General features: G+C 63.7%; 29 protein-coding genes. 13 read left to right on the plus strand and 16 right to left on the minus strand.

Annotation, left to right across the window (positions count from 1 at the left end; genetic code table 11):
* Window positions 1-96: 96 nt before the first annotated feature.
* Complete coding sequence (locus NMB40_RS09035; RefSeq protein WP_494360760.1) at window positions 97-594, plus strand: YciE/YciF ferroxidase family protein; 498 nt, start codon at window positions 97-99, stop codon at window positions 592-594.
* A 210-nt stretch (window positions 595-804) separates the two neighbouring features.
* On the opposite strand, the gene NMB40_RS09040 is transcribed toward NMB40_RS09035, so the two are convergent.
* Window positions 805-1464 carry a TetR/AcrR family transcriptional regulator gene (locus tag NMB40_RS09040; protein ID WP_494360761.1) on the minus strand — a complete coding sequence of 220 codons (660 nt, stop codon included), beginning with the start codon at window positions 1462-1464 and terminating at the stop codon, window positions 805-807.
* 132 nt (window positions 1465-1596) lie between these two features.
* Between NMB40_RS09040 and NMB40_RS09045 the strand changes: the two genes are divergently transcribed.
* From NMB40_RS09045 to NMB40_RS09055, 3 genes are all read left to right on the plus strand, one after another.
* On the plus strand, window positions 1597-2523 hold the full coding sequence (locus NMB40_RS09045) for an NmrA family NAD(P)-binding protein (protein ID WP_494360762.1): 927 nt from the start codon (window positions 1597-1599) through the stop codon (window positions 2521-2523).
* A gap of 78 nt (window positions 2524-2601) precedes the next feature.
* On the plus strand, window positions 2602-3435 hold the full coding sequence (locus NMB40_RS09050) for an EAL domain-containing protein (RefSeq protein WP_494360763.1): 834 nt from the start codon (window positions 2602-2604) through the stop codon (window positions 3433-3435).
* Window positions 3436-3540: 105 nt separating this feature from the next.
* Window positions 3541-4116 carry a metal-dependent hydrolase gene (locus tag NMB40_RS09055; RefSeq protein ID WP_494360764.1) on the plus strand — a complete coding sequence of 192 codons (576 nt, stop codon included), beginning with the start codon at window positions 3541-3543 and terminating at the stop codon, window positions 4114-4116.
* A 17-nt stretch (window positions 4117-4133) separates the two neighbouring features.
* On the opposite strand, the gene NMB40_RS09060 is transcribed toward NMB40_RS09055, so the two are convergent.
* Window positions 4134-4715: a TetR family transcriptional regulator gene (locus NMB40_RS09060; protein WP_494360765.1), complete on the minus strand. Its 582-nt coding sequence runs from the start codon at window positions 4713-4715 to the stop codon at window positions 4134-4136.
* Window positions 4716-4890: 175 nt separating this feature from the next.
* Between NMB40_RS09060 and NMB40_RS09065 the strand changes: the two genes are divergently transcribed.
* From NMB40_RS09065 to NMB40_RS09075, 3 genes are read left to right on the plus strand one after another with little or no spacing between them, the layout of a single operon-like run.
* Window positions 4891-5988 carry an alkene reductase gene (locus NMB40_RS09065; protein ID WP_494360766.1) on the plus strand — a complete coding sequence of 366 codons (1098 nt, stop codon included), beginning with the start codon at window positions 4891-4893 and terminating at the stop codon, window positions 5986-5988.
* 55 nt (window positions 5989-6043) lie between these two features.
* Window positions 6044-6832 carry an SDR family NAD(P)-dependent oxidoreductase gene (locus NMB40_RS09070; protein ID WP_494361060.1) on the plus strand — a complete coding sequence of 263 codons (789 nt, stop codon included), beginning with the start codon at window positions 6044-6046 and terminating at the stop codon, window positions 6830-6832.
* Window positions 6833-6876: 44 nt separating this feature from the next.
* Window positions 6877-7878: an NADP-dependent oxidoreductase gene (locus tag NMB40_RS09075; protein ID WP_494360767.1), complete on the plus strand. Its 1002-nt coding sequence runs from the start codon at window positions 6877-6879 to the stop codon at window positions 7876-7878.
* Window positions 7879-8418: 540 nt separating this feature from the next.
* On the opposite strand, the gene NMB40_RS09080 is transcribed toward NMB40_RS09075, so the two are convergent.
* The 8 genes from NMB40_RS09080 to NMB40_RS09115 form a co-directional block, all read right to left on the minus strand.
* On the minus strand, window positions 8419-8736 hold the full coding sequence (locus NMB40_RS09080; protein ID WP_494360768.1) for a SymE family type I addiction module toxin: 318 nt from the start codon (window positions 8734-8736) through the stop codon (window positions 8419-8421).
* Between the two features lie 398 nt (window positions 8737-9134).
* Entirely contained in the window at window positions 9135-9425 is a 291-nt protein-coding gene (locus NMB40_RS09085; RefSeq protein ID WP_494360769.1) for a hypothetical protein, read from the minus strand.
* A 117-nt stretch (window positions 9426-9542) separates the two neighbouring features.
* Window positions 9543-10037, minus strand: coding sequence for a hypothetical protein (locus NMB40_RS09090; protein WP_392923859.1), 495 nt, complete (start codon window positions 10035-10037; stop codon window positions 9543-9545).
* 246 nt (window positions 10038-10283) lie between these two features.
* Window positions 10284-11666 (minus strand): aldehyde dehydrogenase family protein, encoded by a 1383-nt coding sequence (locus NMB40_RS09095; protein ID WP_494360770.1) that lies wholly within the window; start codon window positions 11664-11666, stop codon window positions 10284-10286.
* A 36-nt stretch (window positions 11667-11702) separates the two neighbouring features.
* Window positions 11703-13358: an acetolactate synthase large subunit gene (locus NMB40_RS09100; protein WP_494360771.1), complete on the minus strand. Its 1656-nt coding sequence runs from the start codon at window positions 13356-13358 to the stop codon at window positions 11703-11705.
* Between the two features lie 315 nt (window positions 13359-13673).
* Window positions 13674-14015 (minus strand): hypothetical protein, encoded by a 342-nt coding sequence (locus NMB40_RS09105; RefSeq protein ID WP_494360772.1) that lies wholly within the window; start codon window positions 14013-14015, stop codon window positions 13674-13676.
* Between the two features lie 302 nt (window positions 14016-14317).
* Window positions 14318-14992 carry a nucleotidyl transferase AbiEii/AbiGii toxin family protein gene (locus NMB40_RS09110; RefSeq protein WP_494360773.1) on the minus strand — a complete coding sequence of 225 codons (675 nt, stop codon included), beginning with the start codon at window positions 14990-14992 and terminating at the stop codon, window positions 14318-14320.
* Window positions 14989-15486: a helix-turn-helix transcriptional regulator gene (locus NMB40_RS09115; RefSeq protein ID WP_494360774.1), complete on the minus strand. Its 498-nt coding sequence runs from the start codon at window positions 15484-15486 to the stop codon at window positions 14989-14991. The genes NMB40_RS09110 and NMB40_RS09115 overlap by 4 nt, the downstream gene beginning before the upstream one ends.
* A gap of 288 nt (window positions 15487-15774) precedes the next feature.
* Between NMB40_RS09115 and NMB40_RS09120 the strand changes: the two genes are divergently transcribed.
* The 3 genes from NMB40_RS09120 (at window position 15775) to NMB40_RS09130 (ending at window position 17302) form a co-directional block, all read left to right on the plus strand.
* Window positions 15775-16326, plus strand: a complete 552-nt coding sequence (locus tag NMB40_RS09120; protein WP_494360775.1) for a hypothetical protein — start codon at window positions 15775-15777, stop codon at window positions 16324-16326.
* A 103-nt stretch (window positions 16327-16429) separates the two neighbouring features.
* The gene (locus NMB40_RS09125; RefSeq protein WP_494360776.1) at window positions 16430-16876 is read left to right on the plus strand and encodes a hypothetical protein; all 447 of its coding nucleotides are present in this window, start codon (window positions 16430-16432) and stop codon (window positions 16874-16876) included.
* Between the two features lie 96 nt (window positions 16877-16972).
* The gene (locus tag NMB40_RS09130; protein WP_494360777.1) at window positions 16973-17302 is read left to right on the plus strand and encodes a YegP family protein; all 330 of its coding nucleotides are present in this window, start codon (window positions 16973-16975) and stop codon (window positions 17300-17302) included.
* Between the two features lie 22 nt (window positions 17303-17324).
* Here the strand turns inward: NMB40_RS09130 and NMB40_RS09135 are convergent, their stop codons facing one another.
* On the minus strand, window positions 17325-18251 hold the full coding sequence (locus tag NMB40_RS09135; protein ID WP_494360778.1) for an alpha/beta hydrolase: 927 nt from the start codon (window positions 18249-18251) through the stop codon (window positions 17325-17327).
* Between the two features lie 82 nt (window positions 18252-18333).
* The gene (locus tag NMB40_RS09140) at window positions 18334-18786 is read right to left on the minus strand and encodes a DUF4275 family protein (RefSeq protein ID WP_494360779.1); all 453 of its coding nucleotides are present in this window, start codon (window positions 18784-18786) and stop codon (window positions 18334-18336) included.
* A 50-nt stretch (window positions 18787-18836) separates the two neighbouring features.
* On the opposite strand from NMB40_RS09140, the gene NMB40_RS09145 reads away from it, so the two are divergent.
* Both NMB40_RS09145 and NMB40_RS09150 read left to right on the plus strand, forming a co-directional pair.
* The gene (locus NMB40_RS09145; RefSeq protein WP_494360780.1) at window positions 18837-20258 is read left to right on the plus strand and encodes an FAD-containing oxidoreductase; all 1422 of its coding nucleotides are present in this window, start codon (window positions 18837-18839) and stop codon (window positions 20256-20258) included.
* A 5-nt stretch (window positions 20259-20263) separates the two neighbouring features.
* Window positions 20264-21391, plus strand: a complete 1128-nt coding sequence (locus NMB40_RS09150) for an alpha/beta hydrolase (protein ID WP_494360781.1) — start codon at window positions 20264-20266, stop codon at window positions 21389-21391.
* Here NMB40_RS09150 and NMB40_RS09155 read toward each other — a convergent pair.
* Together NMB40_RS09155 and NMB40_RS09160 are read right to left on the minus strand one after the other, a co-directional pair.
* Window positions 21306-21638 carry a hypothetical protein gene (locus NMB40_RS09155; protein ID WP_494360782.1) on the minus strand — a complete coding sequence of 111 codons (333 nt, stop codon included), beginning with the start codon at window positions 21636-21638 and terminating at the stop codon, window positions 21306-21308. The two genes, NMB40_RS09150 and NMB40_RS09155, sit on opposite strands and share 86 nt — an antisense overlap.
* Before the next feature lie 98 nt (window positions 21639-21736).
* Window positions 21737-21904, minus strand: coding sequence for a hypothetical protein (locus NMB40_RS09160; protein ID WP_282244425.1), 168 nt, complete (start codon window positions 21902-21904; stop codon window positions 21737-21739).
* 161 nt (window positions 21905-22065) lie between these two features.
* Between NMB40_RS09160 and NMB40_RS09165 the strand changes: the two genes are divergently transcribed.
* Window positions 22066-22473 carry a YidH family protein gene (locus NMB40_RS09165; RefSeq protein WP_494360783.1) on the plus strand — a complete coding sequence of 136 codons (408 nt, stop codon included), beginning with the start codon at window positions 22066-22068 and terminating at the stop codon, window positions 22471-22473.
* A 9-nt stretch (window positions 22474-22482) separates the two neighbouring features.
* Here the strand turns inward: NMB40_RS09165 and NMB40_RS09170 are convergent, their stop codons facing one another.
* Entirely contained in the window at window positions 22483-23310 is an 828-nt protein-coding gene (locus NMB40_RS09170; protein ID WP_494360784.1) for a transporter, read from the minus strand.
* A gap of 9 nt (window positions 23311-23319) precedes the next feature.
* A complete protein-coding gene (locus NMB40_RS09175; protein WP_494360785.1) occupies window positions 23320-24120 on the minus strand; it encodes a bestrophin-like domain in 801 nt (266 codons plus the stop codon).
* Window positions 24121-24250: the final 130 nt, after the last annotated feature.

The following is a 24250-nucleotide window of genomic DNA, read 5'->3' on the forward strand; positions in this document are numbered from 1 at the left end:
GACCGCTGTGTAGAACACTTCACAGACATGCGCGTGGAGCTCACGGGAAGGGGCATAGGTTCGGTACTTCACTCAGCACCCACCCGGAGAACCAGAATGGCGATCAAAACAGCAGAAGACCTGTTCATCCACGAACTGTCGGATATCTACAGCGCCGAAAAGCAGCTCACCAAGGCATTACCCCGCCTGGCCCGTGCGGCGACCAACCCGGACCTGGCGGCCGCGTTCGAAACCCACCTGGAGGAAACCCAGGGCCAGATCGAGCGCATCGATAAAGTGGTGGAGCTGCTCGGCATTCGGCTCAAGCGCATCAAGTGCGCCGCCATGGAAGGTCTGGTTGAAGAAGGCAAAGACGCCATCGACAGCATCGAAGAAGGCCCCGTGCGCGATGCCGCCTTGATCGGTGGCGCACAGAAGGTCGAGCACTACGAGATCGCCTCCTACGGCACGATCGCCGCGCTCGCCAAGCAGCTTGGCTACAAGGACGCGCTCCCGCTGCTGCTGGAAACCCTTGCGGAAGAAAAGGCAACCGACGAGAAGTTGACGATGATTGCCAAGTCAGGGGGCAACGCCAAGGCCGCGCAGGCTGCCTGAACCGGTAGCGCATCACGAGGGAGCGGCCTGACCGGCCGCTCCGCATGGAAGCCACCCAGGTAGGCGTTGATGGCCTCAATCGGCGGGCGGTCCTGTAGCACCGCAGCGCCCGTCTCCAGCACCTTGGTCTTCCTCGCCTGCAGCATGGGCATTGCCGCGCAGGTTTGTGCTGATGTCAACGATCCCACGCAGTAAGCGAACGACCCCAGCTTACCTAGTAGACCCGTTACCGGTCCCAGAGCCCCGCGTCCCGGTCAACAGAACCAGCAGCACGTGGTCCGCCAGTACAACGAGGCGCTCGCGCGGAATCGATTCGCCTGCGGGCCCGCTATGATGGGCCATCAGTGCGACAACGGTATCGCGCAAAGCATCAAGTTCCGGCTCGGTCAGAGTCGCGTGCCCCGCCTTTGACGATTGCTTGGCGAGACCTTGCAGCTCGGCGCGAATGAACGAGGCAAAACGCTCGGTGAGCGTCTGGTAGAGATCCGGATGGGACCGAGCCATTTCCATCGTCGCGATCACGACTTCCGGACTGTCCTCACATCTACCGGCGTGCTCCATCAACGCCACAAGGTCGTCCCGTAGCGAAGTGCCCGGATAACGCGGAGTGGTCAATGGTGTCAGGGTTGCCACGGCGTCCGCGACAAGGTCCGCCTTCGCCGTCCAACGTCGATACAGCGTGGCCTTTGACACGCCTGCGCGTGCCGCCACGTCGGTCATCGTGAGGCCCTGATAGCCCTTTTCGCCTAGCAACTCGAGCGCCGCGCCAATGATCAGCTCGTCGCGGGTTCTGTCCTGGGTTCGCCCCCGCTCCGCGGCTGGTAAGCGGTGCTGGTGGCTGGAGATTGGGCTTTGATCCTGATTGCTCATACCAATCAATATATAGGCTGAACATACGAAACTCAAGCGTACCGAAACGGTTGCGTTTCGTATCCAGGGGGAGCATGCTTGGCTCAGCGCTGCTGCGTAGCGTTTGCCCATTTCCCTCCTGGAGGTCTTCCGATGTCGCGTTCTACGATCCGCCCCATCCTCGTTACTGGCGCCACAGGCAAGCAGGGCGGCGCCGTCGTCAGCGCGCTTCTGGCGGCTGGCCACCTGGTTCGTGCAATGACGCGCGATCCCTCCTCCTCTGCAGCGCAAGCCCTTGCGGCGCAGGGTGTTGAGGTCGTAACGGGCGATTTCCTTGACCAAGGCAGCCTCGATGCTGCCTTGACAGGGGTGGAGGGCGTCTTCTCGATGCAGATGGGCTCGCATCCGGGGGATCCCGACACCGAGATCGTCACTGGTCGAGCGTTGATCGACGCGGCCTGGCGCGCGGGAGTCGACACCGTCGTACACACGTCCGTTGCCCGTGCCGGCGACCAGGAGAACTTCGTTGATTGGGACAAGGGTCGCTGGGAGCCTTTGTACTGGAACAACAAGGCCGCTGTAATCGACATGGTCAAGGCAAAGGGCTTCCGCCACTGGGTGATCCTGAAGCCGGCCATGATCATGGACAACCTGGTGCCACCGATGGTTGACTCCATGTGGCCCTCGCTTCGCGAACGTGGTCGGTTTGAAACTGCAGTTGAAGCGGAGACGGGCATTGACTGGATCGCGGCGAAGGACATCGGCGCGTTCGCAGCGGCCGCCTTCGCTGATCCCACGCGATTCCATGGTCACGAAATCAGCCTGGCGGCGGAACTGGCAAGTTACCCCGAGGTGGCGGCGAAATTTACACGTGCCACCGGCAAACCGGTCTCGGCGATTACCCTGTCGAAAGAGGAAGCGCTCACGCAGCCGTATGGTGAGCTGGGCTACCAGCACGAGACATGGAACAACGTGGAGGGCTACAAGGTAGACCTGGAAGCGGTTCGCAGCTGGGGTATTCCGCTGACCTCGCTTGACGAGTTCATCGCGCGGAACGGCCAGAAGTTTGTCATTGGTTGAGAGAGCAGCGGCCTCCACAAGGCACTGATGGGTGCAGGCTTATGCTGATCACCCTGAACAGGCCACGGAGCCAACTGCATGCCCTCCCCCGATCTGCGCACCGGCTGCGCCCACTGCCGCGGTGCAGATCCGCTGCCGTTTGACTTCAGCTACGCCTTCCAGCCCATCGTCGATATCCGCGCAAGGAGAATATTCGCGCACGAAGCCCTTGTGCGCGGCCCGGCTGGCGAGCCCGCAGGTTCAGTATTGCCACGAATCACGCCGGAGAATCGATACTCGTTCGACCAGGCCTGCCGCGAGAAGGCCATCCGGATCGCGTCGCAGCTGCAGATGCAGTCCGCGCTTTCGATCAATTTTCTGCCAAACGCGATCTACCGGCCCGAGGTCTGCATACGCTCCACACTCCAAGCGGCGGCTCGGCATGGATTTCCGGTGGAGCGCATCATCTTCGAAACCGTGGAGGGGGAGCAGATCAGCGACGGAAAGTGGCTGGCTGAGATCCTCAACGAGTACAAGCGTATCGGCTTCAAGACGGCCATCGATGATTTCGGCGCGGGTTTTGCCGGCCTGAACCTGCTCGCCGATTTCCAGCCTGACATCGTCAAGCTGGACATGGCCTTGGTCCGGGGAATCGACCAGAGCCCCTCACGGCGGGCGATCGTGGCGGGTGTGGTGGCCATGTGCGGGCAGCTGGGTATCGATGTCATTGCCGAAGGGATAGAAACCAACGATGAGGCGCACTGCCTTTCCGACCAGGGCATCAGCCTGATGCAGGGATTCTGGTTCGGCCGTCCCCAGTTCGAGCGCATCGCGCAGGATGCAGATATCTTCCGGGCCGTAGAGCTTCCGTGCCGCGAGACTGATTCAGGTGCCGGTGCTGCAATAACTGGTCCTTCCCATGGAGCGCCCTGATCCCCTGCCCGCTTCGGCTCAGGCTTCACCTCCGCCACACACAGGCGCCATCAGCTACCCACGCGGGCGGGTCAAGCTCGCTGCTGATCACCAACAACCAAACCCATGTCTTCCATCGCGGCCCATGCCTCGGTAGGACTTACAATGTACCTGTGCTGCAACGCGCAGCAACGCGGTTCGTCGCGCTGGGCGGCGGTTCCTTTCGTTGTCCTGGCTGTGGGGCCAGATCTGGACTACTTCGCCGTCTGGTTTTTCGACTACGCCGCCGAGCCCCGGATCAGTCATAGCCTGCTGTTCGCAATAGCTGCCGCGCTCTTCGTCAAGCTCACCATGTCGCGGTTTCTGCCCGCGAACCTCGAACTCAGATGGTTGCTGGCCGCCGGGATGTCCCACCCGCTCCTGGACTTACTGGTGGGAGCTCACCCTGTTCCGCTGTTCTGGCCTCTCGATGGCGGAGTCAGCATTCCGGCCGGCGTCCTTCCGAGTGCTGGATCGCTGGCGTTCGACAACTACTATCTCTGGCGGAACCTGTTGATCGAGATCGGCGTGCTTGGCCCGGCATTCGCGCTCCTGGTCGCTGTGTTCGGCCGCCGCGGGTTCCGTCAGCTTGCAGGATGGACGCTGCTTATCCTCCCGGCCTGGGCCGCATTTCTGACCTGGTCGGTTGCGCTGGGGAGATAGGCAGACAGAGGCACACGTCAGCCGTTGGGTACACCCGACAGCCGCGCCAGCACGTCTGCTCGGCACTCATCCAGGATCTCGTCCGCCAGCGGTGAGTCGTCCGGGCAGGCCCTGGACAACACCAGCGCGCCGACCGCTTGGGCCATCAAGGCGATACGCCGCGCACGCAACTGCCCGGGTGTGAGGCTGTCTCCTTGGCCTTCTGGATATCGAGATACGGCCAGCTGCGCCTCGATACCGGCTGCAAAAGCTGCCTTGACCTGATCCGCCTGCCGCGCCGCGTCCGTAGCCAGAGCTGACATGGTGCAGCCCTGGCCTGGCGTGTCACGGTGCTGGCGGGACAGGTAGTAGCTCATGAAGCTCGCCGCATCCATGTCGGCGGCGGCAAGGGCCGATTTCGCCAAGCCGCAGCTCGCCGCCTCAGCCATCAGGTCGGCCTTGGACCCGAAGTGTTTGTAGAAGCCGCCATGGGTAAAGCCCGCGGCCGCCATCAGGTCTGCCACGCCTATACCGTCGTAGCCCCGTTCCCTGAACAGGGCGGATGCGGTGTCGACGATGTGGGCTCGGTTGGCCTGGGCCTGCGCCTTGGTGACCTTCATACGGGTTGTCTCTTGATGCTCTGCCTTGCTGGATCCAGAGTTTATCACGGATAGATTATTGTCATAATCAAACCATTGACACCTAAGATTACGGTCATCATCATTAGACCCTGCAGCCGCCGACACTGCTGGCCCGCCTTTGCCACCCCACAACGATCACGACCCTGCACCCCCCATGACGACTTCGCCGCTCTTCCAGCCTTATCCCCTTGGCCCGCTTACCTTGTCCAACCGTATCGTGATGGCGCCACTGACGCGCAACCGCGCCGGTGCCGGTCTGGTGCCCAGTCCGATGGCCGCCACCTATTACGCACAGCGCGCCTCGGCCGGTCTGATCATCACCGAGGCCACCCAGATTTCGGCGCAGGCCCAGGGCTACCAGGACACCCCAGGGCTTTACACGCAGGATCAGATCGATGGCTGGCGCACGGTCACCGAAGCCGTGCACGCACGCGGCGGACGCATCTTCGTGCAGCTGTGGCATGTGGGCCGCATCTCGCATGTGGACCTGCAGCCGGGCAACGCTGCGCCCGTGTCCGCATCGGCGATCCGCGCGCAGACCAAGACCTTCGTCCACAACGGCTTTGTTGATGTATCCGATCCGCGTGCCTTGGAGATCGGCGAGCTACCCGCCATCGTCAACGATTTCCGCCAGGCTGCCGCCAATGCGATTGCCGCCGGGTTCGACGGTGTCGAAATCCACGGTGCGAACGGCTACCTGCTCGAACAGTTCATCAAGGACGGCGCCAACCAGCGCACCGACGCCTACGGCGGTTCGATCGAAAACCGTGCGCGCCTGCTGTTGGAGGTGGCTGCATCGGTGGCTGCTGAGATCGGCGCCGATCGCACCGGCGTGCGCATCTCGCCGGTCTCTCCGGCCAACGCCATTGCAACCCTCAGCGACCCGCAGCCGCAGTACGATTACATCGTCGATCAGCTCAGCGCGCTGGGCATCGTCTACCTGCATGTGGTCGAAGGCGCGACGGGCGGCCCGCGCGACGTCGCTCCATTCGATTTCGAAGGCTTGCGCCGCCGTTTCAGCGGCACCTACCTGGCCAACAACGGCTACGACCTGGAACTGGCCGACGCGCATCTCGCCGCTGGCAAGGCCGACCTGTTCGCGTTTGGCCGTGCCTTCATAAGCAATCCGGATCTGGTCGAACGCTTGAAGACCGGCGCGCCCTTGAACGCCTTGAACCCGGCCACGCTGTATGGCGGTGGCGCGGAAGGCTACACCGACTACCCCGCCCTGACCGAAACGCTCCCGCAGTAACCCTGCGGCCAGCGCCGCGCTGCGTCCCGTTCGCCCATCACATTTCAAGAGACACATCATGAGCCTGCCTACTGTCCTCATCACCGGCGCCTCCAGCGGCATCGGCACCGTTTATGCCGAACGTTTTGCTCGCCGCGGCCACGATCTGGTACTGGTCGCGCGCGACAAGGGGCGGCTGGACGCACTGGCCGAGCGCCTGCGCCACGACACCGGCGTGGCCATCGATGTGCTTCCGGCCGATCTCACCCAGCGCAGCGACCTGGCCACCGTTGAGGCCAGACTACGCGACGATGCCTGCATCGGCATCCTGATCAACAATGCAGGCATCGCTCAATCCGGCGGCTTCACTGAGCAGTCGGCAGACAGCATCGAACAGCTGATCACACTGAACACCCTCGCCCTGACCCGCCTCGCTGCGGCCGTCGCACCGCGCCTGGCCAACGCCGGCGAAGGCGCGATCATCAACATCGGTTCGGTGGTTGGGCTGGCGCCGGAGTTCGGCATGTCCGTGTACGGTGCGTCCAAAGCGTTCGTACTCTTCCTGTCGCAGGGACTGAGCCTGGAGCTGACGCCCAAGGGCGTATACGTGCAGGCCGTGTTGCCTGCGGCCACGCGCACCGAGATCTGGGAGCGTGCCGGCATCGACATCAACACCCTGTCGGAGGTTATGGATGTCGGCGAGCTGGTCGACGCCGCCCTGGTCGGTTTCGATCGCCGCGAGCCCGTCACCATTCCACCGCTGCATGTGGCCGAGCGCTGGAACACGCTGGACGCCTCCCGCCAAGGCCTGCTCTCGGACATCCGGCAGGCGCAGGCGGCGGAACGCTATCGCCCCGCCCAGTGAGTCCGGCAGCCCTACTGCATCCCTCATCCAGAGACACACCGCGCATGAAAGCCTTCCTCATCGACCGCTATGGCAAAACGGAAACCGGGCGCATCGGCGACGCCCCACAGCCGTCGCTGCGGGATGACGATGTTCTGATCCGCGTGCATGCGGCCAGCGTCAATGCGCTGGACACCAAGATCCGCACCGGGGAGTTCAAGCTGATCCTGCCCTATCGCCTGCCGCTGATCCTTGGCAACGATATGGCCGGCACGGTGGTGAGTGTGGGTGCAGGGGTGCACCACTTCAAACCGGGCGATGAAGTGTATGCGCGTCCCGATGATGATCGCATCGGGACCTTCGCCGAGCTCATCGCGGTCAACGCCGCCTCTGTTGCCCTCAAGCCAAGCAGCCTCACCATGGTGGAGGCCGCCTCACTGCCGCTGGTTGCGCTGACCGCGTGGCAGGCGTTGGTCGAAACCGCCCAGCTCAAGTCGGGTCAGAAGGTCTTCATCCAAGCCGGCTCCGGCGGTGTCGGAACCGTAGCCATCCAGCTGGCCAGGCATCTGGGCGCCTTCGTTGCCACCACCACCAGTACATCCAATGTGGAGTGGGTAAAAGCATTGGGCGCCGATGTCGTCATTGATTACAAGCAGCGGGATTTCGCCACGCAACTGCGCGACTACGATGTGGTGATCAACAGCCTCGGCAAGGACGAACTGACCCGCTCGCTGCAGATCCTCAAGCCTGGCGGACATCTCATTTCCATCTCCGGACCGCCCACGCCTGCGTTTGCTGTGGCGCGCGGGCTTGCGTGGCCCCTGAAGCAGGTGCTCCGCCTGCTCAGCCGCGGCATCCGCAGCAAGGCCAGGCAGCAGGACGTGACGTACACCTTCCTGTTCATGCGCGCCAACGGGCGTCAGCTGAGCGAGATCACCTCGCTGGTGGAGTCCGGTGCCATCCGCCCGGTCATCGACCGGGTGTTCCCTTTCCAGGAGACCCGGGGTGCGCTGGCCCATATGGAGAGCGGGCGGACCAAGGGCAAGGTGGTTGTGGAGATGCCGTAGCATCCAGTGTTACGAGGCGGCGAGGACCTGATCCTGAACTCATCAATGCGCAATGATCCACACTTGGTTCGCGCAGTTCGCGTCAATCCCTGACGTAATCATAGTTCAGACTATTTCGTTTTCATTACTGAGAACACAGCACTGATGCGCTGGGCTTTGGTCAGACTGCATCCATAGACGCGGAATTTTCTTAGCGGAAACGTGCTGGTGTGCTCTCTCACTGGCCCGGCCAGTGCAAGAGAGGATTTCGGCGCCGAACTCTTTCGCCTGGACGCCGGCGCTTCCGCGCCGGCTTTGGCACTTGCCGCGCCGGGTGCCGCAGCCGCTCCGCGCGCAGCCTTCTTTGCCTTGTGGGTTGGTGCGCGCTCAGTTGGTGTTTTAGTGGTCGGACTGCCTGATGTCTTTGTCATTGTTCGTCCTGCTTCGGCGTGTGAGCCGAGGTTCTTCTTGACGAAGAGTGTACGTTCGCATCGAGTGCTGCGGATCGCGAGATCGCTGTTCTGTGCGGCCAGTCTCAGCTGTGAACGATGCTGGACGTGCTCATTGCTTATCAAGCATGACGGGAGTGCGCACAGCTTTGCGATACGCCACCGAAGGCATGTCGGTTACGCCAGCTTGATCAACCGAGAGGATGATGACGCCCGGCCTTGTTTCAACATACAACCGGGTGCCAGGTTCGATGCCGAGAGCGCGAATCCACAGCCCGCGCAGCTTGAGGCAAGGAATGGGCGGGCAGCCGGGAAAGGTCACCAAGCCGTCGTGGTGCAGCGCGTTGGTCATGACGCTTTTTGGCTTGCGCCACCAGAGCTTCTGGCTGGCGACTGCGCTGGAAGGTGCATCAGTGGAATGACTGGACATGGTGGAACCTCCGTTGGGGAGCGTCCCTCGCCGGGATGGCGAGGGAGTCGGGAGGTTAAGAACCGCACAGTCCGGCGCGACGTATTCCCGCGAAGGTGTTGTATTTCGTCACCCTCCCGACATGTTACGTCCAAGTTGCATCGTACTGTGGGAGTTCTTACGCTCCGAGGTTCAACCATGTCGCGAACGTGAGCATAGCGGAAGTTGTTTTGATCTTTCGATCGGCCGCGTTTGATCGGCGCCATCTATATGTGTCGTGGAATGGGCGGTTTGCGTGCAATTTCGCGCGGTGCGGCGTGTTTTCGTCGGCACCAGATCACGTCTGCGGCGTTCAACGCGTCACAGGCGTGCAAAGCGGGAATACCGAACGCATGACGCATTCGACGCACGGTGCGCGATCAGGCGCGGGTCAGCGCAATCCAACGGTGGCCCACGTAAACCCCACCCGCGACTACCGGCGCCAGACTCATCCAAAGCGGCAGCTTGAGCACGAAGAGCATGATCACGCCGGCAGCGAGGGCCAGAATCGAAAGACCGATCACCCACGCATTGAACACGGCCGTATCCGCCGCATCCTCACCCCACGAATTCGCTGCCCTGCCATTCGCGGCGCGCTGCCGGCGAAGCACCCATATATCGGTCACGAAATCGACAATGCCTTCCAACAGGTCACCGATGAAGCCAGACATGGTCAATCCTTGGACGGCAGGCTGAATGCGCCGATCTTCAAGGCTACCCACTGGCCCGTCAAGTGCCCACCGGGGCAGGCGTGCACCCACCTGCCCCGGGCCTCCCCCGCCGTTGTTTCAGGGGCTGTCGCGGCGAATGCCCAGCGCGACGGCTTCGGTATAGGAAATTTTCAGCAGGTCACCCCGCTTTACGTTGGGCAGCTTGGCCCGCAGGTCCTCGCGCTCCACCGCGATGATCTGGGTGTTGCCGCGCGGCCCTCGCAGCGCGATGGTGTTGGCCACCGGGTCCACGGCCGCCACTTCGGTGACGATCTCGATGGTGTTCGAACGTGCCCCACCCGGCGTGGCACCGCGGATCGGCACGGTACCCGCCTGCGACTTGGTCACGCCCACCGGCGCGCTGCCTGCCGGCTGCAGGTCCAGCGCGACGGCGGCCTGGTAGTCCAAGGTGACCTTGTCGCCCACCTTCAGCTGGTTGAAGTTGCGCACGTCGGCGCCGGCGATGAAGTCCAGGCTGCCTCCATCGGCACCGGTGACCGTCACCGCGCGGGTGCGGGTGTCGATGGCGGTGATCTGGCCCTGCAACGTCACCGCAGCAGAAGCCGCTGTCATGGGGCCCGGCAACGACCGGGGCGCAGGCGCTGAAGGCTCAGCGGGCGGCGGTGTGGTTTGGCACCCGCTGGTGGCGAGCGCTGCAACGATGAGCGTGACGGAAGACGAAAGTGCCAGGAAGCGCATGTGACTCTCCAGAACAGGGCGGGCGGCGGATGCAGTGCTATTGCATCAGCTGCCCTACCCCTGCGCGCCCGTACAACTACTGTGCCCCACCCAGAAAACATACCGTTTCCGGGCCTGGGCTCAGCTCCTGCGCATCAGGATCATCTTTTCCTGCGACATATCCCGCATGGTGTACGGAATTCCGCCGGTGCCGTAGCCCGATTCCCGGCGGCCGGCGAAGGGCATCCAGTCGGTGCGGAACGCGGTGGGGTCGTTGATCATCACGGCCGAGGCATCCAGGCGGTTGGCGGCACGCATGGCCACGTCGATGTCCTGGGCGAAGATGCTGGCCTGGAAGGCGGTGGGCAGCGAATTGGCGCGTGCGATGGCCTCGTCCAGCTCGCTGTAGCGATACACCGCCACCACCGGCCCAAAGATCTCCTGCGTGGTGACTCGGGCGTCATCGGCGGGATTGAGCAGCACGGTGGGCTGCAACGTGGTTTCCGAGAGGCGCTTGCCACCGGTGGCGAGCGTGGCCCCGCCCTTCACTGCCTCGTCGATCCATTCGGCCACCCGGTCGGCTTCGCGCGGCTGGATCAGCGGGCCCACTTCGGTGTCTTTCAGGGTGGGGTCGCCGGTACGCAGCTTCTCCACGCGTGCGATCAGGGCATCGGTGAAGTCCTCGGCAATTTCGTTATGCACGAAGATGCGCTGGGTGGACACGCACACCTGCCCGGCGTGGTAGTAACCGCCCTTGACGATGGGCTCGATGATCTTGGCCAGTTCCGCACTGCGGTCCACGATGGCCGGTGCCACGCCGCCATGCTCCAGCGCAGAGCGTGCGCCATGGGCGAGCTTGGAATGCAGCGACCAGCCCACCCGCGCCGAGCCGATGAAGCTGAGGAAGGCCACGCGCTTGTCGGTAGCCAGCGCTTCGGCCAATTCGTTGCCCTCCGGAATGAAGCTCTGGCACCACGGCTCCGGCAGCCCGGCCTCGTGGACCATCGCCACGAACTCCAGGCACGACAGCGGCGTGGTGGAGGCCGGCTTGATGATGACCGGGCACCCCACCGCGATGGCGGGGGCAACCTGATGGACGATGAGGTTTAACGGGTGGTTGAATGCCGAGATGGCGGCCACGATGCCTAGCGGCTCCTTGGTCGTGAACGCCCAGCGGTTCTCGGCCGCTGCGGAAAGACCCATCGGGATTTCGCGGCCGGCGAAGTTGCGCAGCTCATCGGCGGCGTTGTGCACGCCATCAATGGCGCGGTTGGTTTCGACAATGGCATCCGGCAGCGGCTTGCCGCCTTCGCGCGCGATCTGCAGGGCCAGGTGGTCGCGCTTGGCTTCCATCAGGGTCGCCAGCTTGCGCAGGATGGCAATGCGCTGGTGCGGCTTGAGCCAGCCGTCGCGGTCCTTGAACACGCGTTCGGCATTGCCGAGCTTGCGCTCCAGCGCGGCGGCGTCATCAAACGGCACGTCCTGGATGGGGGCGCGGTCGAAGGCTTGTACTACGGTCAACATGTGGGGTTCCTTGTATTCAGTGGTCAACGGTGCCGCTTACGCACAGCCCACATCGGGGGTGCGGTTGCGCAGCTCGTCGACCAGTACACGGGTGTTTTCGGAATAGTCGATCGGCACGTCCAGCAGGTGCACGCCGCCGCCGGCAAAGGCGGCTTCGATCGTGGGCACCAGTTCGTCTACGGACGTTACCCGCGTGCCCTTGGCGCCATAGGCTTCGGCGTAGCGCACGAAATCCGGGTTGCCAAAGCGCATGCCGAAATCTTCAAAGCCATCCACGGCCTGCTTCCAGCGGATCATGCCGTAGGCGCTGTCATTGAGGATGATCACCACCAGGTTCAGGCCCAGCCGAACCGCGGTTTCCATCTCCTGCGAGTTCATCATGAAGCCGCCATCGCCGCACACGGCCAGCACGCGCCGCTTGGGGTACAGCATGGAGGCCATCATCGCCGACGGCAGGCCCGCGCCCATGGTGGCCAGGGCGTTATCCAGCAGCAGCGTGTTGGCCACGTGGGTGCGGTAATTGCGGGCAAACCATATCTTGTACATGCCGTTGTCGAGACAGACGATGCCGTCTTCGGGCATGGCTTCACGCACGTCGTGCACCAACCGCTGCGGGGTGACCGGGAAGCGGTCCTCGTCGGCGCGGTCGTTGAGGCGCGACAGGATCTTCTGGCGCAGGTCGACCATGCCCTGGTCTTCGGCCAGCTTGCCTTCCAGCCGCGCGGCCAGGCCATCAACGCTGGCACCGATGTCACCAATCACCTCGATATCCGGGTGGTAGACCTGCTCGACCGTGGCGGATTGGAAGCTCACGTGGATGACCTTGGGGCCACCGCTGCTCTTCATCAGGAACGGCGGCTTTTCGACGGTGTCATGGCCGATGGCGATGATCAGATCCGCCCGCGCGACGGCCTCGTGGACGTAGTCGCCTTCGGAAAGCGCGGCGGTGCCCATGTACAGATTGGAGCCACCGGTGACGGCGCCCTTGCCCATCTGGGTGTTGAAGAACGGCAGGCGGGTGCGGGAAACGAACGCGGAGAGCGATTCGGTCAGCCACGGGCGGCTGGCAGCCGCGCCGATCATCACCAACGGACGCTTGGCGGCCAGGATGGCTTCTGCTGCCCAGTCGAGCGCGGCGCCGTGGGCGATGGGGCGCTCCAGCGGGTGGACCGGAATGACTGGGACGTCTTCCACTTCCTCGACGGCGATGTCCTCCGGCAGTTCCAGATGGACCGGGCCGGGCCGCTCTTCCATGGCCACGCGGAAGGCATCGCGCACGGTGGCCGGGATGGCCGCTGCGCTGACGATCTGGCGGGTCATTTTCGTGAGCGGCTTCATCGAGGCCACGATGTCCACGATCTGGAACCGGGCCTGCTTGGCGCTCATCACCGCCTTCTGGCCGGTGATGAGGATCATCGGCCAGGCCCCCAGGTGGGCGTAGGCCGCGCCCGTGGAGAAGTTCAGCGCGCCGGGGCCGAGCGTGGCCAGGCAGACGCCCGGCCTGCCGGTAAGGCGGCCGTGGGTGGCGGCCATGAAGGCGGCCGCCTGTTCGTGGCGGGTGAGGACCAGCTCGATGCTGGAGTTGCGGAGCGATTCCAGGAAGTCGAGGTTTTCCTCGCCTGGAACGCCGAAGATGCGGTCCACGCCCTCGTTTTCGAGTGCGGCGACCAACAGGTCTGAGCCCTTGGGCATTGCGTCGATCCTTGCGGTGATGAACTCGGGGGAGTCCGGTGCCATGGGGAAACGTAGTGTGGATCGACTATACGCCCGGGGCTGTGTACGGCCGTCTGAATGACGGCCTCACCGCGCAGGATGGTGCGGTCTACGGGCGGGGGGTTATCCGACATGAGCAGAAGACACGCCCTCAAGACCGCGCCGGGCAGGTCTGCGCGCGGCATCGCTTGGCTCCGCAATCTGACCTACCTCCCGGCCCGTTGGGCTAGTCGCCCGCACGGCGCGCTGGATGGCCCGCACCGCACACAAGCGGCACGGGTTGTTCCCTTTAGCTTACAACGGTTGGTCAGTAATGCTGCCAGTGGTATCTCTGCCCAGCCGTACGAAGAAGTTGAGGTGATAGCGCGGCGGATTGGAGTCCATCGGCTCAGAGTTGAACCTTGTTCCCTTCGGAAACTCATCAATGACGAACCAGACGTCATACGCGTTCAACATCTCTCCGGGCATGAAACTCGGCGACTTGAGCTTATCGAAAGCGACCTCAAGCAGCTTCCCCCTTATTTCGGCGACTGACCTCTCCCGATTGAAGTCATTGTGTAAGCGCGAGTGCTCGGCCGTGAGATGAATGTTCCTCTCATCGATGAGTACTTCGCCGATTACTTTGTCGTCTCGCATGGATGTCCCTGTGATTGCTTAAACCTCACCTCGCCAGCCCCCGCGGGTTGGCCCGCGGACCGGCACTCGTTACGCGAAGCGAGCCGTGACCAGCAAGACTCTCAACCTCGCATGCAGAGTGTGCCGGGCGGGTAATTCGTTGAGTATCGGAATAATCTGACCATCTGTAGGGTATGTCCTGACATGGCCAATCGACCGAAGCAATCTATTGATCCGCAGAAATTAGGCGCCGCATCGACGATCCAAGGCAGTGCAGTTCACCAGCCTGACGGCCAAGGCGCGAAGTCCTGAATACGGGAAAATTACACCGACCGCAGAAACGCGGTGGCTGTCCTGATGCAGTGGTCCAAGGTTGGCTTGTAGCTGCGCATGTCAATTTCGTCGAATGAAGCCTCAAGAACCCTAGACCTCGCCGAAACGCGCTCAATGAACTCAGTTCGATATCTGACCAGAAACGGCGCAGCGTTGCGCAAACACTCTGCATCGCGCTCAACCACTGCACAAAGATCGAACAGGTCCCGCGCCGTAGCCTGTTTGCCCCGATGAAACATCTTCTTGGCGATGATCTCTGCGGGCCGCTCAACTCGAACCGCGTGGCCACAGATGTTCCACCACTCCCAAGCATCGCCCATTAAATTGGGCGATGCCACGAAGTCAATCTCGCCTTCTGCGAACTCAAGCTTCACGTAGGAGCTCGCATCCTCGACGTAGTTGGCTGTCATCGCGGCGGCCGTGTCACTTAGCCGCGGTGTTACGTATCCGAGGTACTGAGGATCCGGGACAAAAATATCGATGTCTTTGCTGGCCCGATGGTCGTATCGGAACATCAGGACGGTGCCGCCCCCAAAGGTCCAGAAAGGACCATCGCCTCCCCCTACCGCTTGGATCTCCTGGATCAGCACCATGGCGTTCGCGAAGAGCGCCTTCCATGGCCCATCAGGCAGTATCTGTTCTGGAAGCTCGTGTGGTGAAATCATTTGAAGAGGCCATTGCGAACCAGATCAAGACTATCCGCCAGCGATGCAACGTTCTTCCAGATTTTTTGCGGAGCAACGCGTTCTTTGATCGCAGCCTCTTCCACCGCCATCACCAGTAGCGGGATGGGGGCTTCCTCCAGCAGCGTGGCAACGTGGGCAATGAACTCGCGCTTCAGATCGCCGGTAGCAAGAATGTGTGCAAGTTGCTCGGGATTGATTTCACGTTTGTAGCTCACGTTAGCGGTGTTAGCTGCCATCCAGAGCGCTTTCTTGGCGCTTCTGGGCCCAGTTGAAGGCATACCCGGACTAAGCCCGATCACGTTCATCACCTGGCATACCCGGTTGAAGCCCAAGTCCTTGAGCTTGCCACTCTCCAGGCCATTAATTGTTTGCCTGGTCAGCCCGGACAGCTTTGCAAGCAGTGCTTGGGAAAGCCCAAGCTCCGACCGCCGCTCCCTGATGGAATCGCCCACTTGAGCAAGATGACTGATCATTCCGCACCCCCGTGGTGTCCAATATTTCCGACAATATACACCTAACCAACCCAAGCCGCGCGGCGCGACGGCTGGTCGGCCCCGCCCTTGACTTGGCCGGGTCCCGCCTGACTGGCCGGTTCCAACGTGGCCCGTCTCAACCCCACCGAACGGCTTCAGACGCAGCGAGCGCATTGCCTTGCAGCCCACGGGGAGAAGATTGACCGGAAAGCCATTCAGCATCGGCTTCGATGAGCCGATCTGCTATCGTCCTGCCCCAATCAGGAAGCAACAGGAAGCAACACGTTCATGGATCGAACCGAGCGAGCACTCTTTGCCCTTGTTCTGGCCACGGCTGCGGGGCCTGCCGCCGCCTCCGACTTCCGCGGCTTTTTCTCCATGTTCATGGCCACGCCTTTCCTGATCTTCGCAGGACTGGTCTCGGGCTTCATCCTGCTGCGCCGCCATACCGCCCCCAGAAATGCCACGGCGCGCCATGCGCCGTTCCTGCTGCTGGTGCCAGCGTGGGCACAGCTGGCATTCCTCTGCGTCTTCATGCAGCAGCTAGTATGGGTTGGCATCCCGGTGGTGACGCTCCTGTTCGTGTTGGCGGCCCGCCGCATCTGGCGGGAGTCGCGCGGTGGGTTGGCATTGTGGATCCCGCGCGTGCAGTTGGTGTTGAGCGTGGTCGTCGCCGGTCTGATGGCGTGGGACATGAGCATCGTGGTGGGCTACCGCGGCAGCGATTACGCACTGGGCATGATCCTCCTGCTGGCAACACTGTGGGGCGTGTGCACCGGGCTGTGCCTTTTCGCTGCCCGAGGCAGGATTCAGCGTCACGATGCGAGCCGCTCACCGTAGAATTACTGGGCCCGGCTACGCATTGACACGCATGCAATGATCGGGGCGTGGTTGCAGACTCTGAATGGTCGGCAGCGTGGCTGCCCCCTTTCGGAGCCTGGCCATGAACCTTTGCCTCCCACGAATCGCCCTGCTGCGCGCGGCGGCCATGCTGGCCCTCGTCATACCCTCCCTCGCGTCCCCGCAGACCACGGCTGGAGCGCCGGCCACGGTTGCGGCACCGGAAACCGAACGCCCACGCGCCTCCAACAAATGGCGGATCGTGTTCGACGAGCGCGCCAAGTCCGATGGCACGATCAGCTTCCGGGTCTGGCCAAAAGATGCACCACCGTTGCAGGTGGACGTGGCCGTACTGGATGGCCAATCGGAAAACCACATCGCCAAGTCAGCCCGCGATGCGCTGGGGGTCGCCCTGGGCAAAGGCTTCCATGTGGAGACCGACGATGGCGAGGATGTGCTGGTGAAGGCCCGGCATGGCACCGGCGACTTCGGGCTGCAGCTGATCTCGAACACGGCACGCGACGTGGACATTAAGCTGCGCCGCGAGTAAGGAACGAGCGTTCCGGACGTCGGTTTCAGGATAGACACCCGCCAGCGCATGCAACACATTGCCTGCGCCATTCCTGGCGAGACAGGTGGAGGTCCCATGGCTGCCAAGTTTCTGTTGACCCGCTCCGGCCCCCAGTTCCTTTTCGTGCTCAAGGCGGCCAATGGCGAGCCCATCCTGCACAGCGAACGCTACACCACCAAGCAGAGCGCGCAGAACGGCATTGAATCGGTGCGGAAGAATTCACCTGCCGACAGCCGCTACGAGCGAAAGAACGCCAGCAACGGCGAACCGATGTTCAACCTCAAGGCAGGAAATGGCGAGGTGATCGGCACCAGCGAGCGCTATTCGACCACCGCTGCGCGCGATGGCGGGATCGAATCGGTGAAGGCCAACGCGCCTGCGGCGCCTGTGGACGATCAGACCTGACCGCCCACAGACACTAAAGCCGTCAGCCGCCCGGCTGCTTGCCAAGCAGGTACTTGAGCCCGTGGGTCAATCCGCGCGGGGCCACGCTCAGGTGGTCCTCGTCGTTGAGCACGTCCAGTTTCAGGCGAAGCGATGGATAGTTGTGCGCGCGCAGCGCGGCCTGCATGTTTCTCGCATCGGCCACCATGTCCGCGTCGTTGCCGAAGGCCGGCGCTTCACGCTCGCCGACATACATGTACACCGATGCCTTCAGATCGTTGTGCCCGGCGCGGTAGTCCTTCTCGAACCGCGACATCACATTGCGGTCGTACCAGAACGATGGGCTGCCCACGATGTAACCGGAAAACATGTCCGGATCGGTAAACAGGATCTGGCTGCCCAGCAACGCGCCGTAGGAATGGCCCAGCAACAGGCGCCGGCTTTCGTCCGTGCGGTAGCGGCCGGCGACGAACGGCAGCACCTGCTCGCGCAGATAGGTGATGTAGGGTGCAGCGCCGCCGTGCACGGCGTCTTTTGGCGCGCTGCTGGGGCCATTGGGTGTCGGGGTGTAGTCGCGCCGGCGGCTGGTCATGCCATCGTCACCCACCGAATAGGACAGGCCCACCAGGATGAACTCTTCCAGCTTGGGGCCTTCCACATTCAGGCGCCGGCCGATCTGCCGCGCCAACGGAAATGCGTAGTCGGCGTCGGTCACGTAAAGAACCGGGTATCTGCGGTCCGGGCTTTCGTCGTAAGACGGCGGCAGCGCAACAAACACCTGGTACATCCGCCCGGACACAGGGTCCGGCACATTCCACACCTCGCTACCGACTACCTCGTAGGGTGCGCCATCGCCGCGTTGGCCGCCTAGGGCGGACGCCTTGCGCGGTGCCTGTTCGGTCGGCGTCGCCGTGTCAGTGACCGCATTGGCGACCGCCGCACTGGGCGTCTCGACACAACTGGTCATCATCAGTGCAAACAGTACAACCGCAACCTGTTTGTTCAACGCTACCGCTCCATGGTGGTTCCAAACAGGAGCATACAAGATGCCGCTATTCGCACCACCCCTTGGCACGCGCCTCTGCCCGCTCCTGCACCTTCCGCGGCTTTGCCTGGTTCTCCGCATCCCGCCTCGCGAAATCTCGGTGGCGGGCGAAGTAAGGTCCCAGCCAACCGGCCTCATGGGTGAATGCCATGGTCCAGGCAAAGTTAGGTGGGAACACATAACAGTCGGACCATTGCGGCGTGTCCGGACGAACGTCTGTTAGGAACGCGGCATTGCGGTCGTTGGACAACACGACGAACTCCACCCCGGTCTGCAACCGGTATTCCGCCTCGGCCGCGTCGCCGCCGATACTGGGGGAGCGCCCGGCACTGAAGACGTGCCACATGAAGGTTTTGGTGTTCAGCCCCAACCGGTCACGACCAAACACGGAAAGCCATTCGCTGGCCAGCTTCCGGGCTTCTTCTTCGGTATAGCGGCGAATGATCTGCGTGGCGCTCACGCGGACGAGTGTATTGAATGGCCCTTGGCTCACACAACCAGGGTACCTCCATGTCCAACGCCCCCCAGTCGCCTGGCCCGTCGGGTCCCACCCGCAGCTTCGACGCCATCATCATCGGCACGGGCCAGGCTGGGCCATCACTGGCCGGCCGGCTGGACGCGGCGGGCATGCGCGTCGCCATCATCGAACGCCACCTGGTGGGCGGCACCTGCGTCAATACCGGCTGCAAGCCGACCAAGACCCTGGTGGCCAGCGCCTATGCCGCGCAGATGGCCCGCCGGGGTGCCGACTACGGAATTTCCACCGGCTCGGTGAGCGTCGACATGAAAGTGGTGGAAGCCCGCGCTCGCAAGGTGATCATGGATTCGCGCAAAGGGAATGAGGACTGGCTGGCAGGCATGCCCAATGTCGAACTGATTCGTGGCCACGCCCGCTTCGATGGAACGGGCAGCATCACGGTCAACGGGGAGCGCCTTGTTGCCCCCCGCATCTTCGTCAACGTGGGCGGCCGCGCGGCGGTGCCGGACATGCCGGGCCTGGGCGATGTTCCCTACCTGACCAACAGCAGCATCGTGGCGCTGGACACCCTGCCCCGCCACCTGGTGGTGGTGGGCGGCAGCTACATCGGGCTGGAGTTCGCACAGATGTACCGGCGGTTCGGCGCGCAGGTGACCGTCATCGAGCGGGCCGACCGGCTGATCACACGCGAGGACCCGGATGTCTCCGAGGCGGTGCGGGGCATCCTGGAAGATGAGGGCATCGAGGTCCGTACCGGCGCCGACAAGATTGCCTTCAGGAAGATCGACGGCGGGATCGAGGTGGCCTTCGAGACCACCACCGGCCCCGCTGAGGTTGCCGGAAGCCACGTCCTGATTGCCATTGGCCGCCGCCCCAACACGGACGACCTCGGGCTGGACAGCGCAGGGATCGACCGGGATGAGCGCGGTTACATCAAGGTGGACGACCACCTGCAGGCATCGGTTCCCGGCGTATGGGCGCTGGGTGACTGCAACGGCCGTGGTGCCTTCACCCACACCGCCTACAACGACTTCGAGATCGTGGCCGCCAACCTGCTGGATGGGGAGGACCGCCGGGTGAGCAGCCGGGTGCCCGGGTACGCGTTGTTCATCGACCCGCCGCTGGGTCGGGCCGGGATGTCCGAGGCAGAGGCGGTGAAGTCCGGTCGGCCCCTGCTGTTCTCCAAGCGGCCCATGACCCGTGTCGGCCGTGCGGTGGAAAAAGGTGAGACCAAGGGGTTCATGAAGGTGGTGGCCGATGCTGAAACCCGGAAGATTCTCGGCGCGGCGATCCTGGGCACTGGCGGCGACGAGGCCATCCACGGCATCCTCGACATGATCAGTGCCGACCGACCGCTGGATGAACTGCGCTGGGCGGTGCCGATCCACCCCACGGTTTCCGAATTGATTCCCACGCTGCTGGTCGATCTTGCGCCGGCACCTGACCGAGGTTGATCTGGATGCGTACTGCTGCGACCGTATCGCTGTGCCTGGGGCTGTGCACTGCCCTGCTGCTTCCGCCGGGCTGGGCCAAGGCCCCGGTGACCCCGGAAACCCACAGCGAAACGGGCACGCTGCAGGGCGCGCCCTGGCGCATCGACGTGCCGGCCCACTGGAACGGCGAGCTGGTGATGTACGCCCATGGTTTCGAGCCCGTCGGTACGCCGCGTCCGGACCCGTGGCCGGGCAATGCGTGGAGCGAGGCGCTGGTCAAGGCCGGCTATGCGGTGGCGCAGAGTGGATACGCCGACCAGGGCTGGGCCGTGCGCGGGGCCATCGATGACCTGGAGCGGCTGCGCGCGCAGTTCGTGGCCCACCATCCAGACACGATACGCAGCTGGATCCTGGGCTTCTCGATGGGGGGCGCGGTGGCGATCGGAACGTTGGAGCGGATGCCGGAGCACTACACCGGTGGCATCTCGATGTGTGGCGCCAACCTGCCCGGCGATGTGCTGGCCGCCGAAGTGCTCACCTCGCTGGTGGCGTTCGAGTATTTCTTCCCAGGCGCGAAAGGCCTGCCCGAAGGTGGGTTGAGCTCACCTGCCGCTGCGACGTTACCGCAGGGGGAGATGGTGGATGCCATCGCCGCTGCCGTGCAGTCCCGCCCGGAGGCAGCCGAAATGCTGGCAAAGCGCCTGGAGCTGAAGGTGGATGAGCTGGCGGGCACCATCAGCCTGCATGCCCTGGTGTTCCAGCAGCTGGTCAAGATCAGCGGCGGCATTCCGGTCAGCAACAAGGACACCGTCTATGCAGGCTTCGGCGACGACGAGGCATTCAACGCCGGCGTTCGGCGCATTGCCGCGGATCCCGGGGCAAAGGCAAAGCTTGATCGCGACCTGCGCCTGACCGGCGCGCTGCGCCGGCCGCTGTTGCTGCAGTACAACCTCAATGACCCTTCCGTGACGCCCCGCTTCGAGCCGGTCTACCCGGCACTTGCCGCCAAGGCTGGCGCGACGCCCCCGCCGAGGACGCTACCGCCCACCGGCGAAGGACATTGCGCGTTTACGCCGGAACAGATTGTTGAAGCGGTGTCGATCCAGAGCCGGTCGTTGCCTGTGCGCCCCACTGCCGAAGCGCGGCGCCCCTGAGCGATTGCTGGCCGCACCCCGAGGGGCAGCGCAGCACGCGTGCGGCCGAGGTGCTGACGAACCCGTCGCCTTCCTGCGCCTTGAACACCGCCTCGCAGGACAGGCAGCGCGCCACCATCGAGTACAGGTGCACGATGCGCCCGCTGCACGGGTCCTGCAGCGCGTTCACGTCCAGCAGTTCGAACTGGCAGCTGTCCGGCAACGGGCGGCGCGGAAGCGGAAGGGGCATGGAGGTCTGCAGGTTCACGCTATGGGCGCCGTCGGGGGAATGGCAGCCACTGTAGGCAGCGCGGTGTGGAGCGCGCGTGCAGCCGGCATGCAGTGCACGCGAAAGGCGTGCCAGTACTACCCCTCGCCCAATGCGTCCTTGCCGGCGGGCGTCAGGTCGATATCACTGTCTTCGGCCTGCACCGCCAGACCTTCGGCGACGGCCCAGGTGGCATCGTCCGCTGACACGGGATCGGTCGCCTCGATGGCCCGCAGAATGGCTAGTTGCTTGTCGGTCAGTGGCATGGTCGCGCTTCCGTGGGTAGTGCCCGACTCTATCAAGACTGTGGTGAAGCTCCCTCGGCCGGTAAATTTACTGCTCCAGTACCCGCATTGACACGCATGCGGCGGTTCCGCCACCTGCGGCAGACTTCTGTCTGTAATTCCATGCAAGCAGCGGAGCGCCCATGAGCACCCCTACAGATGGATCCCAAACGCCTCCGTCGTCATTGGCCAACGACCTCGCCCGTGGCCGCACCCACCTGGGCAACGAGCGCACCCATCTGGCCTATCTGCGCACGACCGTGTCGTTGATCGGGTTCGGGATCACCATCAACAGGTTCAGCACCTACCTGATCCAGAACGACGAGGCGCCCAAAAGCGGCAGGCTGCTGCTGCACGACGCCGGCAACGCCGGCTTTGGCATGGTGCTGCTGGGCCTGGCGCTGCTGGTCTGGTCACTGGTGCGCTACCGGATGGTGACACGGGATATCGAACGCGGCGTCATCGACTCGCGCCACCGCGCCACGACCGCATTCACCATCGGCCTGTTGCTGCTCGGCGGGTGGACGGCGGTCTGGTTGTTCATCAGCTGAAAAGGACGCTCACTTCGGATAGAGCAACGTGACAGTAAACCGAACGCCCCAGTCCGGCCCGCCACGCGGGCCATCCAGGTAGGCGCGCACGCCGCCTTGATAGCTGATCATCTGGCTGCCCAGTTTGCTCACCTTGGAGTACTGGATGTTCAGCGGCACCGTCCACTGGCTGGCCTTCCAGTCGTAGGTGGACTCGATGTTGAACGCCAGCGTGCGCCCCCCCGGGAACGCCTTGGCCAGGAATGGCTGGACGAAGGTGTTGCTGATATCGCGCCGGCGCGAGCCGCTGCCGGCGATGTCCGAGATGTGGTTCACCAGCGCGCCCACGGTCCAGCTCTTGTCCTGCTTGAGCACCACGAAGGTGGGGCCAGCCCCCCAGGTGTCGGCGCCCAGGTCATCGGTGCCGGTAGGCAGCAGCAGGGCCGGCCCGATGCCCCAGACGACGCCGGACGGCCCGGTTTCCTTCGGCGCGAAGAAGAAGCTCTGGGTGATGTCGCCCAGCCCGGCCTGGTCGGTGCCGGGAATCACATCCTTCTGGTAGGCCACCGGCAGGATGGTGCGGGAGATGATGTTCCATTCTTCGGAAATGGAAAACGGCGCCACCGGCTGGATGTTGAGCGTGTGGCGGTAACCACCGTTGGCGTAGCCGTCGTCGTAGTTGTATTGAAACGGCACGCTGATCAGCGCCGCGACCGGATTGGACAGCTTCTTGGCCAGGGCATCGGCGTCCTGCGCCCACACCGGTTGGCACAGTCCTGCCAGCGCTGGGGCCAGGAACAGCGACACGAAACGATGACGCCGACGCGCCGTGCGGGTGCAACGGGGTGAAACAGACATGGCGAACCCCTATGAAGGCGTGGGCAGCCCCACCGAGCGCTGCAGATCGAGCATCGGGTCCTGGGGCACGTGGATGCCGCCGGTACTGGGCAGGTCCAGGTCCAGGACCAGCCCCACGGCCAGCGAAAACAGCAGCAGCAACAACGTGGTGGAGGTGCGCTGGCGCACCCGCTCGTAGCCCAGCAACCCCGCCGCGAACAGCGCGAACAGGAACAGCATCCGCAGGATGCGGTGCGGGATGTGGTCCTGCCGGGCCGCGAAGCGTTCGCCCGCCAGGTCGATGGAGTCGTTGGTGGTGGTGACCATCAGGCTGGCGCGCGGGGTGTCCCGGAAGGGAGCGGTGGCTGCCATCACCGCAGCCCAGAGCTCGGTCTGCAGCGCCGTGGTGCGTGCGTACTCATCGATCTCCTGCTGTGCGGTCTTCGCATTGGCAAAGTCCACGCGGGCGTCGATGTACTGGCGCAGCACGCTGCGCACCCGCTCGGCATCGGCGGTGTCCAGCAGGTCCGTGCGCAGCCACGTGGTGCCCAGCGCGTTGGCTTCATGCAGCACCAGGGACCTGCGCTCGTCATAGCGGCCCAGCGCGAGTGAGAAGGTGAAGCCGATCAGCAGGGCCAGCAGGCCCAGCACCGTGTTGGTCGAGAACGAGTCGCCGGCTTCGGCGTCAGCGGCTACCGGCTTCTGCGCCTTGCGCCGATTCTGGCGGGTACGCAGGAAGGCCCCCAGTTCACGCGCCGCGATCAGCGCGACAAAGAAGATCACGGTGAGCAGCCACAGCGGGACGTAGGGGAAGCTGCCAGGCAGATGCATGTTCCGTCACCAACAGTGCGCGGGGGTGCGTTCGAGGATGGCCGATGGCCCCCGGATCTGCTTCGGTACTTCTACCGACCCCCGTCCAGTGATTGATGCATGCTGGCACTGGCACCGGCACCCCGCCCCC

It is taken from the genome of Stenotrophomonas sp. FBCC-B152, assembly GCF_059134105.1.

Excerpts from the sequence above, each read along its gene's own strand:
- NMB40_RS09035 (WP_494360760.1), top strand. The coding sequence starts at position 97 with ATGGCGATCAAAACAGCAGAAGACCTGTTCATCCACGAACTGTCGGAT.
- NMB40_RS09040 (WP_494360761.1), bottom strand. The coding sequence starts at position 1,464 with ATGAGCAATCAGGATCAAAGCCCAATCTCCAGCCACCAGCACCGCTTA.
- NMB40_RS09045 (WP_494360762.1), top strand. The coding sequence starts at position 1,597 with ATGTCGCGTTCTACGATCCGCCCCATCCTCGTTACTGGCGCCACAGGC.
- NMB40_RS09050 (WP_494360763.1), top strand. The coding sequence starts at position 2,602 with ATGCCCTCCCCCGATCTGCGCACCGGCTGCGCCCACTGCCGCGGTGCA.
- NMB40_RS09055 (WP_494360764.1), top strand. The coding sequence starts at position 3,541 with ATGTCTTCCATCGCGGCCCATGCCTCGGTAGGACTTACAATGTACCTG.
- NMB40_RS09060 (WP_494360765.1), bottom strand. The coding sequence starts at position 4,715 with ATGAAGGTCACCAAGGCGCAGGCCCAGGCCAACCGAGCCCACATCGTC.
- NMB40_RS09065 (WP_494360766.1), top strand. The coding sequence starts at position 4,891 with ATGACGACTTCGCCGCTCTTCCAGCCTTATCCCCTTGGCCCGCTTACC.
- NMB40_RS09075 (WP_494360767.1), top strand. The coding sequence starts at position 6,877 with ATGAAAGCCTTCCTCATCGACCGCTATGGCAAAACGGAAACCGGGCGC.
- NMB40_RS09080 (WP_494360768.1), bottom strand. The coding sequence starts at position 8,736 with ATGTCCAGTCATTCCACTGATGCACCTTCCAGCGCAGTCGCCAGCCAG.
- NMB40_RS09085 (WP_494360769.1), bottom strand. The coding sequence starts at position 9,425 with ATGTCTGGCTTCATCGGTGACCTGTTGGAAGGCATTGTCGATTTCGTG.
- NMB40_RS09090 (WP_392923859.1), bottom strand. The coding sequence starts at position 10,037 with ATGACAGCGGCTTCTGCTGCGGTGACGTTGCAGGGCCAGATCACCGCC.
- NMB40_RS09095 (WP_494360770.1), bottom strand. The coding sequence starts at position 11,666 with ATGTTGACCGTAGTACAAGCCTTCGACCGCGCCCCCATCCAGGACGTG.
- NMB40_RS09100 (WP_494360771.1), bottom strand. The coding sequence starts at position 13,358 with ATGCCCAAGGGCTCAGACCTGTTGGTCGCCGCACTCGAAAACGAGGGC.
- NMB40_RS09105 (WP_494360772.1), bottom strand. The coding sequence starts at position 14,015 with ATGCGAGACGACAAAGTAATCGGCGAAGTACTCATCGATGAGAGGAAC.
- NMB40_RS09110 (WP_494360773.1), bottom strand. The coding sequence starts at position 14,992 with ATGATTTCACCACACGAGCTTCCAGAACAGATACTGCCTGATGGGCCA.
- NMB40_RS09115 (WP_494360774.1), bottom strand. The coding sequence starts at position 15,486 with ATGATCAGTCATCTTGCTCAAGTGGGCGATTCCATCAGGGAGCGGCGG.
- NMB40_RS09120 (WP_494360775.1), top strand. The coding sequence starts at position 15,775 with ATGGATCGAACCGAGCGAGCACTCTTTGCCCTTGTTCTGGCCACGGCT.
- NMB40_RS09125 (WP_494360776.1), top strand. The coding sequence starts at position 16,430 with ATGAACCTTTGCCTCCCACGAATCGCCCTGCTGCGCGCGGCGGCCATG.
- NMB40_RS09130 (WP_494360777.1), top strand. The coding sequence starts at position 16,973 with ATGGCTGCCAAGTTTCTGTTGACCCGCTCCGGCCCCCAGTTCCTTTTC.
- NMB40_RS09135 (WP_494360778.1), bottom strand. The coding sequence starts at position 18,251 with ATGATGACCAGTTGTGTCGAGACGCCCAGTGCGGCGGTCGCCAATGCG.
- NMB40_RS09145 (WP_494360780.1), top strand. The coding sequence starts at position 18,837 with ATGTCCAACGCCCCCCAGTCGCCTGGCCCGTCGGGTCCCACCCGCAGC.
- NMB40_RS09150 (WP_494360781.1), top strand. The coding sequence starts at position 20,264 with ATGCGTACTGCTGCGACCGTATCGCTGTGCCTGGGGCTGTGCACTGCC.
- NMB40_RS09160 (WP_282244425.1), bottom strand. The coding sequence starts at position 21,904 with ATGCCACTGACCGACAAGCAACTAGCCATTCTGCGGGCCATCGAGGCG.
- NMB40_RS09165 (WP_494360783.1), top strand. The coding sequence starts at position 22,066 with ATGAGCACCCCTACAGATGGATCCCAAACGCCTCCGTCGTCATTGGCC.
- NMB40_RS09170 (WP_494360784.1), bottom strand. The coding sequence starts at position 23,310 with ATGTCTGTTTCACCCCGTTGCACCCGCACGGCGCGTCGGCGTCATCGT.
- NMB40_RS09175 (WP_494360785.1), bottom strand. The coding sequence starts at position 24,120 with ATGCATCTGCCTGGCAGCTTCCCCTACGTCCCGCTGTGGCTGCTCACC.